15 protein-coding genes and 1 tRNA gene are annotated in these 15,323 nt (G+C 71.0%); 3 read left to right on the top strand and 13 right to left on the bottom strand.

The genetic code is table 11. The features are described from left to right. Positions 1 to 234: 234 nt before the first annotated feature. Positions 235 to 1,737, bottom strand: a complete 1,503-nt coding sequence (locus OG440_RS24800) for an MFS transporter (protein WP_406008980.1) — start codon at positions 1,735 to 1,737, stop codon at positions 235 to 237. 109 nt (positions 1,738 to 1,846) lie between these two features. Between OG440_RS24800 and OG440_RS24795 the strand changes: the two genes are divergently transcribed. Further along, positions 1,847 to 2,755, top strand: a complete 909-nt coding sequence (locus tag OG440_RS24795) for a helix-turn-helix transcriptional regulator (protein ID WP_406011447.1) — start codon at positions 1,847 to 1,849, stop codon at positions 2,753 to 2,755. Between the two features lie 90 nt (positions 2,756 to 2,845). Here the strand turns inward: OG440_RS24795 and OG440_RS24790 are convergent. The 7 genes from OG440_RS24790 to OG440_RS24760 all read right to left on the bottom strand — a co-directional run bounded on the left by OG440_RS24790 (position 2,846) and on the right by OG440_RS24760 (position 7,305). After that, positions 2,846 to 2,918, bottom strand: a tRNA-Ala gene (locus OG440_RS24790). Positions 2,919 to 3,010: 92 nt separating this feature from the next. Then, the gene (locus tag OG440_RS24785) at positions 3,011 to 3,691 is read right to left on the bottom strand and encodes a histidine phosphatase family protein (RefSeq protein ID WP_406008979.1); all 681 of its coding nucleotides are present in this window, start codon (positions 3,689 to 3,691) and stop codon (positions 3,011 to 3,013) included. Then, positions 3,688 to 4,140, bottom strand: a complete 453-nt coding sequence (gene rsfS, locus OG440_RS24780; protein ID WP_351753929.1) for a ribosome silencing factor — start codon at positions 4,138 to 4,140, stop codon at positions 3,688 to 3,690. Before rsfS ends, OG440_RS24785 begins: the two co-directional genes overlap by 4 nt. Positions 4,141 to 4,262: 122 nt before the next feature. Next, entirely contained in the window at positions 4,263 to 6,092 is a 1,830-nt protein-coding gene (locus tag OG440_RS24775; RefSeq protein WP_406008978.1) for a LytR C-terminal domain-containing protein, read from the bottom strand. A gap of 16 nt (positions 6,093 to 6,108) precedes the next feature. Beyond that, entirely contained in the window at positions 6,109 to 6,735 is a 627-nt protein-coding gene (gene nadD / locus OG440_RS24770; RefSeq protein WP_406008977.1) for a nicotinate-nucleotide adenylyltransferase, read from the bottom strand. Between the two features lie 97 nt (positions 6,736 to 6,832). Beyond that, positions 6,833 to 6,997, bottom strand: a complete 165-nt coding sequence (locus OG440_RS24765) for a hypothetical protein (protein WP_310430738.1) — start codon at positions 6,995 to 6,997, stop codon at positions 6,833 to 6,835. A 146-nt stretch (positions 6,998 to 7,143) separates the two neighbouring features. Continuing rightward, the gene (locus OG440_RS24760; RefSeq protein WP_406008976.1) at positions 7,144 to 7,305 is read right to left on the bottom strand and encodes a hypothetical protein; all 162 of its coding nucleotides are present in this window, start codon (positions 7,303 to 7,305) and stop codon (positions 7,144 to 7,146) included. A gap of 154 nt (positions 7,306 to 7,459) precedes the next feature. On the opposite strand from OG440_RS24760, the gene OG440_RS24755 reads away from it, so the two are divergent. Continuing rightward, positions 7,460 to 8,605 (top strand): M48 family metallopeptidase, encoded by a 1,146-nt coding sequence (locus OG440_RS24755; protein ID WP_406008975.1) that lies wholly within the window; start codon positions 7,460 to 7,462, stop codon positions 8,603 to 8,605. Between the two features lie 57 nt (positions 8,606 to 8,662). Here the strand turns inward: OG440_RS24755 and OG440_RS24750 are convergent, their stop codons facing one another. The 5 genes from OG440_RS24750 to proB form a co-directional block, all read right to left on the bottom strand. Next, positions 8,663 to 9,733, bottom strand: coding sequence for a hypothetical protein (locus tag OG440_RS24750; RefSeq protein ID WP_406008974.1), 1,071 nt, complete (start codon positions 9,731 to 9,733; stop codon positions 8,663 to 8,665). A 66-nt stretch (positions 9,734 to 9,799) separates the two neighbouring features. Beyond that, complete coding sequence (locus tag OG440_RS24745) at positions 9,800 to 10,414, bottom strand: hypothetical protein (RefSeq protein WP_406008973.1); 615 nt, start codon at positions 10,412 to 10,414, stop codon at positions 9,800 to 9,802. Between the two features lie 69 nt (positions 10,415 to 10,483). After that, on the bottom strand, positions 10,484 to 11,770 hold the full coding sequence (locus OG440_RS24740; protein ID WP_406008972.1) for a glutamate-5-semialdehyde dehydrogenase: 1,287 nt from the start codon (positions 11,768 to 11,770) through the stop codon (positions 10,484 to 10,486). 107 nt (positions 11,771 to 11,877) lie between these two features. Continuing rightward, a complete protein-coding gene (locus OG440_RS24735) occupies positions 11,878 to 12,435 on the bottom strand; it encodes a hypothetical protein (RefSeq protein WP_406008971.1) in 558 nt (185 codons plus the stop codon). A gap of 138 nt (positions 12,436 to 12,573) precedes the next feature. Then, positions 12,574 to 13,680 carry a glutamate 5-kinase gene (gene proB, locus OG440_RS24730; RefSeq protein WP_406008970.1) on the bottom strand — a complete coding sequence of 369 codons (1,107 nt, stop codon included), beginning with the start codon at positions 13,678 to 13,680 and terminating at the stop codon, positions 12,574 to 12,576. Between the two features lie 237 nt (positions 13,681 to 13,917). Between proB and OG440_RS24725 the strand changes: the two genes are divergently transcribed. Next, complete coding sequence (locus tag OG440_RS24725; RefSeq protein WP_406008969.1) at positions 13,918 to 15,318, top strand: polysaccharide pyruvyl transferase family protein; 1,401 nt, start codon at positions 13,918 to 13,920, stop codon at positions 15,316 to 15,318. Positions 15,319 to 15,323 lie beyond the last annotated feature (5 nt).

The following is a 15,323-nucleotide window of genomic DNA, read 5'->3' as shown; positions in this document are numbered from 1 at the left end:
GCTGTGGCCGCAGGCCGTGCACACGTAGGAAATCCCGCCATTGTCACCAAGAACCTGGGCCACATGACCGGAACCACAGGAGGGGCAGCTGAGCCGGGTGGCCTTGTCCGGTGTCACCGCCGCTTCGGAGAGGTGACCGCCCTCTCCGAGGATGCTCGCAGGCATCGCTACTCCCTCCCGTCGGGCCGCGCTCCCTTCCGGCCGTTTGATTCTGCCACGGCCGGGCCAATACGGTCAGCGACGCCTCAGTACCAGTCCGGACACGGCACCCAGGGCAGCTGTCGTAGCGAGCGCGAACATGCATGTGAGAAGCGCTTCCGAAGAGGTATACGCCTCTGGGGCCCCAAGTGACTCAAGCCGGTGGAAGAACAGTGTGCCGAACACCGCGACACCGAGCAGCTGCCCCAGCTGGGTCACCGTGGCGAGCAGGCCGCTGGCGTCCGCCGCGTCCTCGGGCCGCACCGCCGCCAGCGCCCCGGTGAGCGTAGGACTGAAGGCGAGGGCGAGCCCGACGCCCACGCCGGCGTACGCCGCGTACAGCCAGACACCGCCGTGATCGCCGCCCCGGAAGGCCAGCCCCACTCCCAGCACGGACAGCGCGGTGAGCGTGAACCCGGCCGGGGCCAGGGACCGTTGCCAGGACGCGGGCCACCTGCGCCAGGTCAGTCCGACCACCCCGAAGACCACCGCGGTCGGCGCGAAGGTGAGTCCGGCGCGCAGCGCGCTGTAGCCGAGGCCGCCCTGGACGTGCAGGGTCAGCACGAAGAGGAAGCCTCCGTTGACCGCCATGACCGCCAGCACCCGCAGGACGGCGAGACCCATCCCGGGGTGACGCAGCACACGGGGCGCGATCAGCGGGACACCGCCCCGCCGGGCCAGCCGGGCCTCATAGCCGCGGAACAGCACCAGCGCGAGCGCGCCGGCGGCCAGCGACACCCAGGACCACAGCGGCCAGTCCTGCTCCTGTCCGAGCACGAGCGGCACGGTGATCAGCGAGACGGAGGCGCCCAGAAGCACGAGACCGGGCCAGTCCATCCCGCGCGCCCCCTCCCGCGCCTGCGCACCCGCCGCTGCCGGTCCCACTCCCCCACCGCGCGGCAGGACGCGCCTGCCGACGACCAGCAGGACCAGCCCCACCGGCACGTTCACGAGGAACACCGGACGCCAGCCGGCGCCCAGCAGGTCGGCGGCGACCAGGACACCGCCCACCACCTGCCCGGCCGCCGCGCCTACGGCGAGGACCGCCGAGTAGGCGCCCAGGGCCCGCACGCGGGCACCCCCGGTGAACGTCCGCTGGATCAGGCTGAGTACCTGCGGGATCATCACCGCCGACCCGGCACCCTGCACCAGCCGGAACACGATCAGTTGGGTGCTGTCGTGGGCCAGCCCGCAGGCCAGCGAGGCGGTCGTGAAGAGAGCGAGCCCGGCCAGGTGGACACGGCCGTGCCCGAACCGATCGCCGAGGCGCGCGCCGGTGATCAGCAGCACCGAGTACGTGATGGCGTATCCGGCGACCACCAGTTGGAGGTCCGCGCCGGAGGCGTTCAGGTCGGAACCGATCGTGGGGGCCGCGACGTTCACGATGAAGACGTCGAGCAGTGCCATGAACTGGGCTGCGAGCAGAACCGCCAGCAGCCGCCGAGGCCCGTTGTCAGTGCCAGGGTCTTTACTGGCAGCAGGACTTGAAGCGGGAGGAACGGGCGCGGGGACCGGGCTCGTCCGGGGTGTCGTCGTCATGCCGTCGAGCGTGACGAGGATCCGGTACGGGTGCCGAGAGCCCGCTGATGCTGGTACTGACGGCACCTGGCAGGGGACGGGCGGGGCATCGACCATGGGGGACGTGACGATGGTGACGCGAGCAGGGACGGAAGCAGGACCGGGGCCGGCACCGCGGCCCGGGACGGGGTCCACGCATCGGCGCCGTCCGGAGCTGGCCGCCTTCCTGCGCAGCAGGCGGGCCCGGGTGACGCCGGGTGACGTGGGGATGCCGCCCGGGCTGCGGCGCCGCACCCCGGGGCTGCGGCGCGAGGAGGTCGCCCAGCTCTCGGGCGTGGGCGTGACCTGGTACACCTGGCTGGAGCAGGGGCGGCCGATCAACGCCTCCGCGCAGGTCCTGGACGCCGTGGCGCGCACGCTGCGGCTCGATCCGCCGGAGCGGGAGCATCTGTACCACCTGGCCGAGGTGCCCTACGCGCACGTGCCGGAAGCCCTGGTGCAGAGCGTGGGACCGGAGATCCAGGGCATCATCGACGCCCTGGCGCCCCGAGCGGCGGTGGTCTACAACTCGCGCTACGACATCCTGGCCGCCAACCCCGTCTATCGCGACCTGTTCATCACACCGGTGGACGCGTGCGTGCCGGGGCCGAACAACGCGCTGTGGCGGCTGTTCACGGTCCGGGAGCAGGACTGCCCGCTGCTGTTCCGGGACAAGGAGCTGCCGGTGATGGTGGCGACGCTACGGGCGTCGTACGGGCTGCACGCCGGTGAGCCGGCCTGGGAGGACTTCATACGCAGGCTCTCGCAGGCGAGCCCGCTCTTCACGCGCCTGTGGGAGTCCGGTGACGTGGCGGAGCCCGGCCGCCGGGTGAAGGTCTTCCGGCACGCGGCGGTGGGCGAGCTGCGGATGACGTCGATGTCCCTGTCGATCAACGGGATGCCGGAGTGCCGGATCGTCGTCTACACGCCGAACGACGAGGAGACGGAGCGCCGCGCGGCCGTGCTGCGGAGCGGAGGGACAAAAAATCCCGCCCCCTGAGGGGACGGGATTTCCGTGAACAGATCTCGACCGGTCGCTACCGATCTTTGACAACTCAACAGAGTGTCGACCGACAGACCAGGTGATCCGTGGAGCTAAGGAGAATTGAACTCCTGACCTCCTGCATGCCATGCAGGCGCTCTACCAACTGAGCTATAGCCCCTAGCGTTCTTCCCGCTCGGCGGGCGAACAAGAAGAACTTTAGCCTGCGACCTGCCGGAAAGTGAAATCCGGGTCCCGGCGGTCGCACGGCCCTCAGTCGTCGTCGCCGAGCACCGGCTCGGGCAGGGTGCCGGCGTTGTGCTCGAGCAGCCGCCAGCCCCGGGCGCCCTCACCGAGGACTGACCAGCAGCAGTTGGAGAGCCCGCCGAGGGCTTCCCAGTGATGCGCTTCCAGACCGAGGAGCCGGCCGATGGTGGTGCGGATGGTGCCGCCGTGACTGACGACGACGAGCGTGCCGTCCTCGGGCAGCTTCTCGGCGTGCCGCAGCACCACGGGAGCGGCACGGTCGGCGACCTCCGTCTCCAGTTCGCCGCCCCCTCGGCGGACCGGCTCGCCGCGCTTCCACGCGGCGTACTCGTCCCCGTGACCGGCGATGATCTCGTCGTGCGTCAGACCCTGCCAGGCACCCGCGTACGTCTCGCGCAGGGCCTCGTCGTGGGTCACCTCGAGGCCGGTGAGGGCCACGAGCTCGGCGGCCGTGTTCGCGGCCCGCGACAGGTCCGAGGAGACGATCGCGTCGGGCTGGAGGGAGGCGAGCAGCCGGGCGGCACGGCGGGCCTGGGCCACGCCGGTCTCGGTCAGCTCCACGTCCGTCGTGCCCTGGAAGCGGCGCTCCACGTTCCAGGCGGTCTGGCCGTGCCGCCACAGGATGACGCGGCGGCCACGGCCCGTCCGGCTGTCGCCGGCCGGCTCCGCGGGGGTGGGGGCGCTCACCGCAGGTCCCCGAATCCGGCGGTGTCGTCCTCCTCGGCCTCGGCCTGCAGCTTCGCGTGCTCCTGGGCCTTGCCGCGGGTCGCCTTGGCGTCGGCGGGCAGCTCCAGCTCGGGGCAGTCCTTCCACAGGCGCTCCAGAGCGTAGAAGACACGCTCCTCGCTGTGCTGGACGTGGACGACGATGTCGACGTAGTCGAGCAGGATCCAGCGGGCGTCGCGGTCACCCTCGCGGCGTACGGGCTTGGCGCCGAGCTCCTTCTGGAGGCGCTCCTCGATCTCGTCGACGATCGACTTGACCTGGCGGTCGTTGGGCGCGGAGGCCAGCAGGAAGGCGTCCGTGATCGACAGCACGTCGCTGACGTCGTAGGCGATGATGTCGTGCGCGAGCTTGTCGGCAGCCGCCTGGGCGGCGGACTGGATGAGCTCGATGGAGCGGTCGGTGGCGGTCACTACGTGGCTTTCCGTCGGCGGACACTTGTCCCCAAGGGTCTCACGGACCGCCGACGGCACCCCACGAACGGAAGGGATCACCGGCGCGGGGGCCGTTTTGCGTCCGGTCCCCGCGCCTGCTCTCAGCCGGCCGACCCGGCCGAGGTGGGCTGGTAGTCCTCGCCCAGGACGACCGCGACGTCGGCGTTCGCGGCGACCGTGCCCTTCTTCACCACGTCGGCGTCCAGGCCCAGGGTCTTGGCGACCTCGGTGGCGTTCTCCTTGCCGGCGGGATCCGCGTAGAGCACCTGGGAGGTGGCCTTCGTGTTCGACGGGGTGGCGGCCGCCAGGAAGGTGAAACCGCCGTTGAGGAGCACCACGCGCGCGTCCTCGGTGTTGGCCTTGGTGCCGCTGGCGTTCTGGACGGAGACGCTGACGGCCGCGTCCTTGTCGGGGCTCTTCGCGGCGCCGCCGAGGACGTCCTTGACGACGCTCGCGCTGGCCTCGGCGTTGAGGGTGCCGTCGGTCTGCACGGGCAGCAGCGCGGTCTTGTAGTCGCCGCCCTTGGCGAGGTCCGCGAGCTTGGCCAGGAAGGTGCCGAGGTCCTTGTCGGTCAGCGACGGGTCGAGGATCTGCGCCAGGGTCTGGACGGTGACGGTGGCGCCCTGCGCGTCGGACGACACCTTGCGCAGCACTCCCTGCATGACCTGGCCGAACCGCTCCAGCTGGGCGTTCTGGGCCTCGCCCGCGGCCCGGTAGGTGGCGTAGGCGACAGCCATCTTGCCGCTGAGGGTCTGCCCCTTGCCCTTGCCGACGAGGGACGCCCCGCCCTTCTTGGCGGCCGGGTCGGGCACGGCGGCATCCGTGTCGACCTCGATGTTGCCGACGAGGTCGACGAGGTTCTGGAGGTAGGGCGTGTCGAGCCGCCAGGTGCCCTGGATGTCGGTGCCGAGGACGGTGTCGAGGGCTTCGCGGGTGCCGGCCGAGCCGTCGTCGTCGACTGACTTGGCGAGGGTGGTCGTGGTGCCGTCCTCGTCGGTGACCACGAGGGAGTTGGGCAGCAGGACCGTGGCGGCCTGCTTGGTGGTGGTGTTGTCGACGAGCAGCACCGTGGAGGTGCCGCCCCCGGTGGTGTTGTGCAGGTGGACGACGATCACGTCGCGCTTCTGCGCCGCGGTGGCGGTCGTGGCGCCGGTGCCGGAGTCCGAGGACGACGACAGGCCGGGCAGCTTCCCGGCGTACCAGAGGTAACCGACTCCGCCGCTCGCGACCAGGGCCAGGACCACGGCGAGGGCGACGAGGCGGCCGCGGGCGCGGCGTTTGGCCTCCTCCCGGCGTTCGGTGCGGTTCTCGGTGAAGTTCAGCCAGTCGATCACGTCCTCGGAGTCGCCGTCGGGCTCCTCCACGAACGCGAACTGCTCGGTCTCGTAGTCCTGTTGGGGCCGGCCGGAAGCTCCGGGCGCACCGCTCCCGTCCGTCGTCGCGCCGGGCCGTGCGTCGGCGTCGATGCCGGTGCCGGTCTCCGCCTGGGCCCCGGTCCCGACCGGGCGGCCCTGCTGCGGGATGTAGGCGGCCTGCTCGGCGACCCGGGCCTGTTCGGCCCGGGGCTGCTGTCCGCCGGCGACGGTCTGCCCGTAGGGGTCGTACGGGACCTGGGTGGCGGTGCCGTAGGGGTCGTGGTCGACGGGAGCCTGCCGACCGGTGTCGTACGGGTCGTACGCGGGCGTGGCCGGCTGCCGACCGGTGTCGTACGGGTCGTACGCGGGCGTCTGCTGCTGCCCGCCCGTGGCGTAGGGGTCGTAGCCGTAGCCCTGCTGCCCCTGGGACTGCTGCCCCTGCTGCCCGTACGGGTCGTAGGGCTGCTGCGGCATCTGCCGCGCCGGGACCTGTCGGTAGACGGGCTGTCCGAACTCGTCGTAGCCGACGAGCTCGTACTGGTCGTCCCCGTACCCCGCGTCGTATCGGTCGTTCACCGGTACCCCTCTCGGCTCACTCGCCGCGGTACAGCTCGCGCTTGTCGATGTAGCGCACGACGCCGTCCGGCACCAGATACCAGACGGGGTCGCCCTTGGCGACTCTCGCGCGGCAGTCGGTGGAGGAGATGGCGAGCGCGGGAACCTCGACGAGCGAGACTCCGCCTTCGGGCAGACCGGGGTCCGCGAGGTTGTGCCCCGGCCGGGTGACGCCGATGAAGTGCGCGAGGGAGATCAGTTCCTCGCTGTCCCGCCAGGTCAGGATCTGGCCCAGGGCGTCGGCGCCGGTGATGAAGAACAGGTCGGTCTCGAGGTTGAGCGACCGCAGGTCGCGCAGCGTGTCCACGGTGTACGTGGGGCCACCGCGGTCGATGTCGATGCGACTCACCGAGAACTGCGGGTTCTCGGCGGTGGCGATGACCGTCATCAGGTAGCGGTCCTCGGCCGGGGAGACACTGCGGTGGGACTTCTGCCACGGCTGGCCGGTCGGGACGAACACGACCTCGTCCAGGTGGAACTGCGCGGCGACCTCACTGGCCGCCACGAGGTGTCCGTGGTGGATCGGATCGAACGTCCCGCCCATGACGCCGAGGCGGCGCTTGCCCGGGTTCGACGGGCCGGTAGGCATGTCCTGCTCTCCCATGCGTGCAGACCCTACCGGCCCGGTTCCGGGGCCCCGGCCGGCGGATGCCCGGAGCGCCCCGCTATGCCGGACTGCCCGTCACTGAACACGTCGTGTCTCAGCGGTCGCGGTTGAAGCGGGTGGTGATCCACAGCAGGAGCAGCAGGATGAGGAAGGCACTGCCGCCGGTGACGAGCGGGCTGAGGCTCTCGTGGTTGCCACCGTGTTCCTCGCCCTCGGCGGCAAGGGTGACCAGCTGGGCAGCGGTGCTGTGAAGGCTCATCTTCGGCAGGACCTATCCGATGGTGGTCCCCCCGCTCGAGCGAAGTCGAGAGTGGGGGAGGGCGGGATAACGACGTCGGCCCAATCGTAAGCGGGCGGCCGGGCGGCGATCACGCCGACTCCGCCATTGGGAACCTTCCCGCCGGCTCAGTCGTCTTTCCGCTTGTAGCCCCGCAGCAGGAACCAGGCGGTGAGCGCACAGCCGAGGATCATCACGACCAGTACGACGCGGAGCAGATTCCCCGTCCCCTGCTGCTGGGCGGCGCCGGCGGCTTCGGTGAGCCAGGCGGCTGCGGGGTGGTGCTCCATGGGAGGGACTCCTTCGGTGTAGTGCCCGTCCACGGTAACTCCGCCTAGGCTGGGCTCTGCTTCGGGGGCGCAAAGGGCCGCACAAGGGTCCGTAAAGGGTCAGGTAAAGGCCACACAGCAGGTAGCGGCCACTCAGACGCACATGGGGGAAGACATGTCCGACGACGGCCACGAGCAGAACGGCACCGGCCACGAGAACGTACCGGGCAGGCAGCGCAGGCGCTTCCCGGGAATCTCCTCCCGTGCGTACGAGCACCCGGCCGACCGCTCCGCCCTGGTGGCGCTGCGCAAGCTGAGCGGTTTCGACACCGTGTTCAAGGCGCTCAGCGCGCTGTTGCCCGAGCGGAGTCTGCGGCTGCTGTTCCTGTCCGACTCGGTGCGGGTCTCCGACCAGCAGTTCGCGCACCTCAACGACATGCTGCGGGACGCCTGTTACATCCTGGACCTGAAGAAGGTCCCGCCGATGTACGTCACCCAGGACCCGCAGCCCAACGCCATGTGCATCGGTCTGGACGAGCCGATCATCGTCGTCACCACCGGCCTCGTCGAGCTGCTCGACGAGGAGGAGATGCGCGCGGTCGTCGGCCACGAGGTGGGCCACGCCCTGTCCGGGCACGCCGTGTACCGCACGATCCTGCTGTTCCTGACGAGTCTGGCGATCCGGGTCGCCTGGATCCCGCTGGGCAACCTCGCGATCATGGCGATCGTCACGGCGCTGCGCGAGTGGTTCCGCAAGTCGGAGCTGTCCGCCGACCGGGCCGGCCTCCTCGTCGGCCAGGACCTGCGGGCCTCGATGCGCGGCCTGATGAAGATCGCCGGCGGCAACCACCTGCACGAGATGAACGTGGACGCGTTCCTCGAGCAGGCCGAGGAGTACGAGGCCGGCGGCGACCTGCGCGACTCCGTGCTGAAGATCCTCAACATGCTGCCCCGCACCCACCCCTTCACCACCGTGCGCGCGGCCGAGCTGAAGAAGTGGGGCGAGTCCCGCGACCACCAGCGGATCATGGACGGCCACTACCCGAAGCGCACCGAGGACAAGGACACCTCGGTGACGGACTCCTTCCGCGAGTCCGCGAGCCACTACGCGACGAGCGTCAAGAGCTCCAAGGACCCGCTGATGAAGCTGGTCAGCGACCTCGCGGGCGGGGCCGGCGACCTGGGAGGCCGGGTGCGACGCGGTTTCGGCGGGTTCACGGGCTCGGCTCCGGCGGAGGACCAGCCGCCGAGGAACGGCTCGGACGGCTCGGACGGCGGCCCCGAGAGGCCCACGGACACCCCTCCGCGCGCCGACAGCTGACCGGGAGCGCCGACGCGGCCCTGAGCGGGGTCACACCCGCGGGGTCACACCCGCGGGTCACACCTTCGGCTGGGCGCTCGTCGCGAGCGATCCGCACAGGGCCGTGGCGCCGCCCGTCGCGTAGGGGTCCGTGCCGGCCGGGCCGCCCGTCTTCGCGGTCTGGCCGGCCAGCAGGGGGTGCAGATGATCGGTGGAGTCCTCGGCACAGGACAGCGGACCGGCCTGGACGTAGGACACGATCAGCTGGACCTGGTGGGTGCGCAGGTCGTCGCGGTCGAAGCGGAAGTGCAGCTCGCGCCGGACGGTGAAGAGGGAGGCCGGGGTGTCGGCGTCCGCACCCGTCGGCCGTAGCGCGTACACGAAGGTGTGGTCCGCGGTGACCTCGAGGGTCGCGGAGTCGGTCTCGGCGGCCTGGAGCGTGCCCTGGACGCGGATGTTGCTGTCGGCCAGCTGGGCCTGGGCGGGGTCGAAGCGGACCAGCCAGCCGGTCGGGGCGTGCCTGCCGTCGGCGGCCGGGTGGGAGAAGCTCTCGTCGAACTGGTCGAGCTGCTCGGCCGCGATCAGGGCCCGCACGGGTCGCACCTGCTGCCGGGTGAGCACCTCCGGGTAGAGGGAGGAGTGCACGATGTACTCCTTGGCCGCGGTCAGCGCGGCGACGACCTGGCTGTCGGAGAAGTGCGCGGTGCGCCGGGAGGCGGGCAGCGGGATGCCCTCGGCGCCGACGCGGAACTGCGCGGCGGGACTGTGCGCGAACAGCGCCTCGGCGTCCACGGCCCCGGGCACGACGCCCTGCGGCGAGAGCGGGATGACGGTCATCCGCAGGGGCTCGACGGACCGACGCGCCAGGGGGCTCTGGTAGGGGTTGCGTACGCCCATGTAGACGGCGGTCCCGAAGGCGACGGCGATCAGCATGACCAGGATCAGCACCTGCCGCGACAGGCCACGCCGCAGGGGCGGACGGCGGCGGACGGCGGGCGCGTGGTCGGCCATGCGCTCCTGCGCGGAGTACTCCTGGATGCGGGCAGCACGGACGAACGATTCGTCGAAGACGACGGATCGGTACTCGTCCTCTCCACCTCCGGGTGTGCCCTCGGGTGTCCCCTCCGGTGGGTCTCCAGGCCCGGCCATACTTTCAGAGTAGGTCGCGCGGACCTCAGGTAAACGCCCCGCCGTACGACAACTTCTGACAGGCGCTCAGGGCGTGCGCGGAACGGCCGAGACGGGTGGCCGGGAGGAGTCGGCGGACGCCGGGGGAGGCGGCACGCTCCCCTGTTCGAGTCCGGTCGTCGCGGGCGACGGGAGCTGGTCCCGGCTGCTCGACGAGGCACCCCGGTAGACCGCGGCGAAGGCCAGCGCGACCATGCCGATGCCCATGACGAGAGCGAGCATCCAGGCGACGGGGCGGTGCCAGCGGACCTGCCTGCCGTACGCCCCGGCGGTGCCGTAGCGGCGTTCCCACGCTTCGGGGAGGTCTGCGTCGTCCAGGTCGTCGAGATCGGGATCATGGCCGAAATCGCCGGGTCCGTCGGAACCGTAGGCGTCGTCGTAGCGGTCGCCCCGGGCGCGTGCCCTGCGGGCCTCGGCCTCGGAGGCCTCGGCTCTCGCCTCCGCGGCGGCCAGGAGGCGTTCGACGGCGGTCGGCTCGTGGACCACGGCCGCCCTGACGAACTCCTCGTCGAAGACCACGGAGGCGAACTCTTCGTCCGACACCCCGCGGTCGTGGTCGTCGTCGGGCTCCCAGCCGTCAGGGAACGGCGGCGTACCCCCCACGTCCTCCGGCACGAATCCAGAGTAGACCTGGGGGGTCAATTTGGGCAGTCGGTAGGGAAATTCGTCGGCCGGATGAGACACCTCTCACGGCGCCCCCCACGCGGCGTTTCAGCGCCGTACGTGTCCGTCGCCCGTGACGATGTACTTGGTGCTGGTCAGCTCCGGGAGGCCCATCGGGCCCCGGGCGTGCAGCTTCTGGGTCGAGATGCCGATCTCCGCGCCGAAGCCGAACTGACCGCCGTCGGTGAAGCGGGTGGAGGCGTTCACGGCCACCGTGGTGGAGTCGACCAACTGGGTGAAACGGCGGGCGGCCTGCTGCGAGGTGGTGACGATGGCCTCGGTGTGACCGGAGGTCCACAGCCGGATGTGCTCGACGGCCCGGTCCAGCGAGTCGACGACGGCGGCGGCGATGTCGTAGGAGAGGTACTCCGTCTCCCAGTCCTCGGGGGTGGCCTCGACCACGGTCGCCTTGGAGCCCTCGGCATAGGCCAGCACGCGCTCGTCGGCGTGCACGGTGACGCCCGCCTCCGCGAGGGCGTCGAGGGCGCGCGGCAGGAACCGGGGAGCGATGTCCTGGTGGACCAGGAGGGTCTCGGCGGCGTTGCAGACGCTGACCCGGTGCGCCTTGGAGTTGATCAGGATGTCGATGGCCATGTCGAGGTCGGCGTGGGCGTCGACGTAGACGTGGCAGTTCCCGGTGCCGGTCTCGATGACCGGGACGGTGGACTCCGTGACCACGGTGCGGATGAGCGAGGCGCCGCCGCGCGGGATCAGGACGTCGACCAGGCCGCGGGCCCGCATCAGCTCGCGAACGCTGTCGCGGCCCTCGCCGGGCACCAGCTGTACGGCGTCGGCGGGCAGGCCGGCCCCGCCGACGGCGTCGCGGATCACCCGGACGAGCGCGGAGTTCGACTCGTAGGCGGAGGACGAGCCGCGCAGCAGGACGGCGTTGCCGGCCTTCAGGCAGAGGGCGGCGGCGTCCACGGTGACGTTCGGGCGGGCCTCGTAGATGATGCCGACGACGCCGAGCGGGACGCGGACCTGGCGCAGGTCGATGCCGTTGGGGAGGGTGGAACCCCGCACGACCTCGCCGACCGGGTCGGGCAGCGCGACGACGTCCCGGACATCCGAGGCGATGGCCCGCACTCGCTCCGGGGTGAGGGTCAGCCGGTCCACGATCGCCTCGCTGGTGCCCGCCTCGCGGGCCTTGGCGATGTCCTTGGCGTTGGCCTCGACGATTTCGCTCGTACGGACCTCCAGCGCGTCCGCGATGGCGAGCAGCGCGTCGTCCTTGGCGGCCCGGGGCAGCGGCGCGAGGTCGGCGGCGGCCGCCTTGGCGCGGTAGGCGGCGCGGGTGACCGGGGACATGGAGTCGTACGGGGAGAGCGTGGTCATAAGGGAAGGGTAGTGCGCCACGCGGGCCGGTCCACCGTTCGTTCCACACCCCGAGATGTGCCTCGGGACGAGCCACCGCGACGCCCTCGGGTCCGCCCAGGAGAGTCTCAGTACGGGTGGACACCGACCGGGGTCGCGGGAGCCGGTCCGTAGCCCTCCGCGATGCGCTGGTGGTAGGTCTGGCGGTCGATGACCTCCAGGCCGACGATCTCCCAGGGCGGCAGGCCCGCGGTCTGGCGGTGCTCCCCCCACAGCCGCAGGGCGACGGCGGCCGCGTCATGCAGGTCGCGGGCCTCCTCCCAGTAGCGGATCTCGGCGTGGTCGCCCGCGTATCTGCTGGTCAGGAGGAAGGGGTGGTCGTGGGCGAGCTGTTCGAGCGCCCGTCGGACCTCCTTCAGCGGGGCTTCCTCACCGGAGACGCTGAGGGTGACGTGCCACAGCCGGGGGACGTCCTCGGGCTGCCCGCCCTTCGACTCGGCGCCCTCCTGGGCCAGGTACCGCTCGCCCGCCGCCACGCTGGTCAGGGCGCGCTCCTCGCCCGGCGCGCGCGTGGGCGCGGGGCCCGCGGCGCGTGACGACGCCGGACCGGCCGTACGCGGCGCCGCCGAACCGGTTTCGCCGGTACTCCCACGGGCCGCTGCCACCCCAGGGCGCACTCGTCTCACGACGGCCTCCTTTAACGCAGCGCTCGTGCGGAATCTGTCCGTGGAACAAAGTTGAGCAGGCCGCACGGCTCCGCGGGGCGGTTTCACGGAACGTCCCCCACCGGTACGGACCGTTCGAGCGGGTTTACGGGTGCGGGATCACGGGTGCAGGATCACCAGGTCGTCCCGGTGGACGATCTCGCGTTCGTACTCGGCGCCCAGCTCCCGCGCCAGTTCCCTGGTCGATCGCCCGATCAGCTGCGGGATCTCCTTGGCGTCGAAGTTCACCAGGCCGCGGGCCACCGCGCGTCCCCGGGTGTCGCGCAGTTCGACGGGGTCGCCCGCGCTGAACTCGCCCTCCACGGCGGCGATGCCGGCCGGGAGCAGCGAGGTGCGCCGCTCGACGACCGCGCGCACGGCCCCGTCGTCCAGTGTCAGCGAGCCCTGCGGGGTGGAGGCGTGCTGGAGCCACAGCAACCGGTCGGCGGAACGCCTGCCGGTGGAGTGGAAGTACGTGCCGGTGTCCCCGCCGGTGAAGGCGTCGGCCGCGTGGACGGCGCTGGTGAGGACCACGGGGATGCCCGCGGCGGCCGCGATCCGGGCGGCCTCGATCTTGGTGACCATGCCGCCCGTGCCGACGCCCGCCTTGCCGCTGCTGCCGATCTCGACGTGCGCGAGGTCCGCGGGGCCCCGCACCTCGGCGATCCGTGAGGTGCCCGGCCTGTCGGGGTCGCCGTCGTACACGCCGTCGACGTCGGACAGCAGGACCAGCAGGTCGGCGTGGACGAGGTGGGCGACGAGGGCGGCGAGCCGGTCGTTGTCGCCGAAGCGGATCTCGTCGGTGGCGACGGTGTCGTTCTCGTTGACGATCGGGAACGCGCCCATCGCGAGCAGCTCGTCGAGGGTGCGGGAGGCGTTGCGGTGATGGGCCCGTCGGCTCATGTCGTCGCTGGTCAGCAGCACCTGGCCGACCCGGACGCCGTAGCGGGCGAAGGAGGCGGTGTAGCGGGCGACGAGCAGCCCCTGGCCCACGCTCGCGGCGGCCTGCTGACGGGCGAGGTCGCGGGGGCGGCGGCGGAGGCCGAGCGGGGCGAGGCCGGCGGCGATGGCGCCCGAGGAGACGAGCACGATCTCCTTCTCGCCCCCGCTGCGGCTCTTGGCGAGGACGTCGACGAGCGCGTCGACCCGGTCGGCGTCGAGCCCGCCGGAGGCGGTGGTCAGCGACGACGAGCCGACCTTGACGACGATCCTGCGGGCCTCGCTCACGGCCTGCCTTGACCCTGCCACCTTGTTCTTCGCCCCTCGCGTAGGTCGACGGCTCCCCGCCTGGCAATCTACGCGAACAGGGGCGGAGGCCGCGCAGGGGTTTCACTGCGCGGACAGCACCCTTGCGTAATCGTTTGCTCACGCTTTGCGTACGGCAAAAAGGTTGTACTGGTTCCCTATCGGATTTGAAGAGAACACAAATTTATTTTGAAGTTTGTGTCACCTACAGTTCGCCCTGTGAAGCGCATACTCCTGAGATCGGGGAAGAGCCCCTTCGACGTCGTCCCCGTCGAGGAAGCCCTCCACCGCGACGTCATCGCCACCAACTCCGGCAACCTGATCTTCAGTGATGCCGCCCACAAGATCCTCACCACGCCGGACTCCGAGGTCTCCTCGAACGGCATGCGGACGGACGTGAGCGCCGCGGCCCGGATCAACGAGGAGTACGACGCCTTCGTCGTACCCCTCGCCAACGCCTTCCGGCCGACCTTCGAGCAGCCGCTCCAGCGGCTGACCAGGCTGATCTCGAAGCTGAAGATCCCGGTCGTGGTGATGGGTGTCGGCGCGCAGACCGGTGTGACCTACGACCCGGCGCGGCTGAAGCCCATGGAGGCCAGCGTGCGGGCCTTCTGCGCGGCGGTCCTGGAGCACAGCGCCTCCATAGGCGTGCGGGGAGAGTTCACCGAGCAGTACCTGAACGACATGGGCTTCCGGGACGTCGAGGTCATCGGCTGCCCGTCGATGTTCATGCACGGCGACCGGCTGCCCGTCGAGAAGAAGACGCCGACCCTGACGGCGGAGTCGCGGATCGGTATCAACGGTTCGCACACCGCGGTGCGCGGCGGCGGTCTGCACAAGGTCATCACCCGCACCCACGAGCGCTACCCGAACCTGCGCTACATAGGCCAGAACCTCACCGACGCCAAGCAGCTGCACTGGCGGGACGTGAACTCCCCGGCCGGCCGGATCACCGAGATGCCGACCCACCCCGACCACCCGATGTACCGCGAGGACAAGGCCCGGGTCTACATAGACCCGATCACCTGGATCGACGACCTGCGGGACTTCGACTACTCGTTCGGCTCACGCATCCACGGCAACATAGCCGCGCTGCTGGCGGGCACGCCCGCGACCGTGCTGGCCTTCGACTCGCGCACGCTGGAGCTGTGCCGCTACTTCGAGATACCGCACCGGCTGCTCAGCGAGGTGCCCGCGGACCTCGACCCGGCCGACCTCTACGAGGAAGCCGACTTCACCGGCCTCAGCGGCAACCACAAGGAGCGCTTCGACCGGTTCACCGCGTTCCTGGACAAGAACGGGCTGCCGAACACCTTCACCCACGGCGACGGTGGCGTGGCCTTCGAGAAGAAGCTGCGCTCGCTGTCCTTCCCGGCGGGTGTGCGTCCCTGGAACGACGCGGACCTCGCCTCGCTGGCCGACAGGTTCGGCTGGCTCCAGCGGCGCATCACCGAACTGGACTTGGACAACGCCCAGTTGAGGCGGGACCTGGCCAAGAACCGGCCCGGCGCGAAGGCCGCGGCCAAGGCCGCCGCGGTCATCCCCGCCCCGTCGATCTACCGTCGCGCGAAGCGCGCGGTGGGCGGTCCGCTGCGCCGCGCGTTGAAGCCGGGCAAGTAGGCCCC

The sequence above is a fragment of the Streptomyces sp. NBC_00637 genome (assembly GCF_045161545.1).
Lineage (GTDB): Bacteria > Actinomycetota > Actinomycetes > Streptomycetales > Streptomycetaceae > Streptomyces.
The sequence above is the reverse complement of the archived record's forward strand: the minus strand, read 5'-3'. Positions and strand labels throughout refer to the sequence as shown.